This is a genomic window from Iodidimonas nitroreducens (assembly GCA_000710935.1).
Classification (GTDB): Bacteria; Pseudomonadota; Alphaproteobacteria; order Sphingomonadales; family Rhodothalassiaceae; genus Iodidimonas; species Iodidimonas nitroreducens.
This window is the reverse complement of the sequence record BAYV01000108.1, coordinates 1-3,509: the sequence shown is the minus strand read 5'-3', so window position 1 is coordinate 3,509 and position 3,509 is coordinate 1. Positions and strand designations below refer to the sequence as shown.

2 tRNA genes and 2 rRNA genes are annotated in these 3,509 nt (G+C 54.9%); all 4 read left to right on the top strand.

Going from position 1 to position 3,509, the window contains the following annotated elements:
* Nucleotides 1–61 precede the first annotated feature (61 nt).
* The 4 genes from AQ1_RS13035 (at nt 62) to AQ1_RS13020 (ending at nt 3,509) form a co-directional block, all read left to right on the top strand.
* Nucleotides 62–137 (top strand) — tRNA-Ala (locus tag AQ1_RS13035).
* A gap of 207 nt (nt 138–344) precedes the next feature.
* Nucleotides 345–3,090, top strand: a 23S ribosomal RNA gene (locus tag AQ1_RS13030).
* 88 nt (nt 3,091–3,178) lie between these two features.
* Nucleotides 3,179–3,293: ribosomal RNA gene (gene rrf / locus AQ1_RS13025) — 5S ribosomal RNA — on the top strand.
* Nucleotides 3,294–3,432: 139 nt separating this feature from the next.
* Nucleotides 3,433–3,509: transfer RNA gene (locus AQ1_RS13020), tRNA-Met, on the top strand.

Below are 3,509 nucleotides of genomic sequence, written 5' to 3'. Positions count from 1 at the left end.
GGGATATCCCGCTTTGAGTGTTGGTTTGGCAAGAGCGAACCGGATTGATCTGACCAGATATGGGGCTGTAGCTCAGCTGGGAGAGCACCTGCTTTGCAAGCAGGGGGTCGTCGGTTCGATCCCGTCCAGCTCCACCATCTGGCAGCTCCTAAGAGGGTTGTTTTAGCGAGGGTTGCTGGTTTGGCGTTTTGATAGATCTCGACTGGGAATAGAATTCAGGCTTTGTCCTGATATGTTCTTTGACAATGTAAAGATGTGACATGCACGTAAGAAAGCATGGGTCTCTGTCATGGTGGTGACGATTGGTTTAGGCCGATTTTGTTCACTGCACATGATGGTGGTTCTGCTAAGCGCGATAAGAGCATTTGGTGGATGCCTTGGCATGTGGAGGCGATGAAGGACGTGGCACGCTGCGATAAGCCATGGGGAGGGGTGAGCACCCTTTGATCCATGGATTTCCGAATGGGGCAACCCACCGCTTTGGCGGTATCCGTATCTGAATACATAGGGTGCGGAGGCGAACCCGGAGAACTGAAACATCTCAGTACCCGGAGGAAAGGACATCAACCGAGACTCCCTGAGTAGTGGCGAGCGAAAGGGGACCAGGCCAGTGGCGCATGAGAGGAAACTGGAACAGTCTGGAAAGACTGGCCGAAGTGGGTGACAGCCCCGTACAGGCAAACCGATCATGCGTCCTTGAGTAGGGCGGGACACGAGAAATCCCGTCTGAACATGGGGGGACCACCCTCCAAGCCTAAGTACTCCCACATGACCGATAGTGAACAAGTACCGTGAGGGAAAGGTGAAAAGCACCCCGATAAGGGGAGTGAAACAGATCCTGAAACCGAATGCTTACAATCAGCAGGAGCCTCCTTGAGGGGTGACTGCGTACCTTTTGTATAATGGGTCAGCGACTTAGTGTATCGAGCAAGCTTAAGCCGTTAGGTGTAGGCGTAGCGAAAGCGAGTCTGAATAGGGCGACTGAGTTCGATGCATTAGACCCGAAACCCGGTGATCTAGCCATGGCCAGGTTGAAGGTGGGGTAACACCCACTGGAGGACCGAACCCACGTCTGTTGAAAAAGACGGGGATGAGCTGTGGTTAGGGGTGAAAGGCCAATCAAACCGGGAGATAGCTGGTTCTCCGCGAAAACTATTTAGGTAGTGCGTCGGATGATGACCATCGGGGGTAGAGCACTGGATGGATGCGGGGGGCGCGAGCCTTACCAACTCTAACCAAACTCCGAATACCGATGAGTTTAGTCTGGCAGACAGACGGCGGGTGCTAAGGTCCGTCGTCGAGAGGGAAACAGCCCTGACCGCCAGCTAAGGTCCCTAAATCATGTCTAAGTGGGAAAGGATGTGAGAACCCCAAAACAACCAGGAGGTTGGCTTAGAAGCAGCCATCCTTTAAAGAAAGCGTAACAGCTCACTGGTCTAAACAAGGGTTCTTGCGCCGAAGATGTACCGGGGCTCAAGACATGTACCGAAGCTGCGGATGTGATCTTTGATCACGTGGTAGCGGAGCGTTCCGTAAGCCTGTGAAGCGGTCTCGCGAGAGGCTGTGGAGGTATCGGAAGTGAGAATGCTGACATGAGTAGCGACAAACAGAGTGAGAGACTCTGTCGCCGAAAGTCCAAGGGTTCCTGCGCAAGGCTAATCCGCGCAGGGTGAGCCGGCCCCTAAGCCGAGGCCGAAAGGCGTAGGTGATGGGAATGAGGTTAATATTCCTCAGCCGGGGAGTGGTGACGAATACTGTAAGCGGTTTATCCTTATTGGATTGGATGGGCCGCGAAGGTGTTCCAGGAAATAGCCCTCCCGTTAACGACCGTACCCTAAACCGACACAGGTGGACAGGTAGAGTATACCAAGGCGCTTGGGAGAACTGTGCTGAAGGAACTCGGCAAAATGCCTCCGTAACTTCGGGAGAAGGAGGCCCTGCTTGTGGGCAACCATAAGCAGGGGGCACAAACCAGGGGGTGGCGACTGTTTACTAAAAACACAGGGCTCTGCGAAGCCGCAAGGCGACGTATAGGGTCTGACGCCTGCCCGGTGCCGGAAGGTTAAGAGGAGGAGTGCAAGCTCTGAATTGAAGCCCCGGTAAACGGCGGCCGTAACTATAACGGTCCTAAGGTAGCGAAATTCCTTGTCGGGTAAGTTCCGACCTGCACGAATGGCGTAACGACTTCCCCACTGTCTCCAGCACAGGCCCAGCGAAATTGAATTGCCCGTGAAGATGCGGGCTACCCGCGGTTAGACGGAAAGACCCCGTGCACCTTTACTACAGCTTCAGAGTGGTATCAGGAGTGTCATGTGTAGGATAGGTGGGAGCCTATGAAGCGCCGGCGCCAGCTGGTGTGGAGGCATCCGTGAAATACCACCCTTGACACTTTTGATATCTAACCGAGGCCCGTGAAACCGGGTCCGGGACCCTCTGTGGCGGGTAGTTTGACTGGGGCGGTCGCCTCCCAAATGGTAACGGAGGCGCGCGATGGTTGGCTCAGATCGGTTGGAAATCGATCGTCGAGTGCAATGGCATAAGCCAGCCTGACTGCGAGACTGACAGGTCGAGCAGGGACGAAAGTCGGTCATAGTGATCCGGTGGTTCTGCGTGGAAGGGCCATCGCTCAACGAATAAAAGGTACGCCGGGGATAACAGGCTGATACTGCCCAAGAGCTCATATCGACGGCAGTGTTTGGCACCTCGATGTCGGCTCATCACATCCTGGGGCTGGAGCAGGTCCCAAGGGTTCGGCTGTTCGCCGATTAAAGTGGTACGTGAGCTGGGTTTAGAACGTCGTGAGACAGTTCGGTCCCTATCTGCCGTGGGCGTGTGAGACTTGAGAGGAGCTGTCCTTAGTACGAGAGGACCGGGATGGACGTACCTCTGGTGGACCGGTTGTGGCGCCAGCCGCATTGCCGGGTAGCTATGTACGGAAGGGATAACCGCTGAAAGCATCTAAGCGGGAAGCCCCCCTCGAGATTAGGTCTCATTGAGAGCCGTGGAAGACCACCACGTTGATAGGCTGGGTGTGGACGCGCAGTAATGTGTGAAGCTGACCAGTACTAATGGCTCGAATTGCTTAACAGACCCCATCATGTTCAGTGACCAAAATCGGTCATGAACCCATGATATCCATGCTTTTAACCGTGCAAAACAACAGTCTGTCCTTCGCCGACCTGGTGATCATGGCGCCGTCGAACCACCCGATCCCATCCCGAACTCGGACGTGAAAGGCGGCAGCGCCGATGGTACTTGCGCTTAAGCGCTGGAAGAGTAGGTCATCGCCAGGTCTGCAAAGTACAGACTGTTCAATACCGTCACATCAATCATTGTCAGCAACATCAAAACGGATGCACCCGCATAACAAAGCGCGCATCTCGCAGCCCGCGCAGAACTCAAGCGCAGCGCACAGCGCATTAAATTACCCGTCGCGGGGTGGAGCAGCCCGGTAGCTCGTCAGGCTCATAACCTGAAGGTCGTAGGTTCAAATCCTACCCCCGCAACCA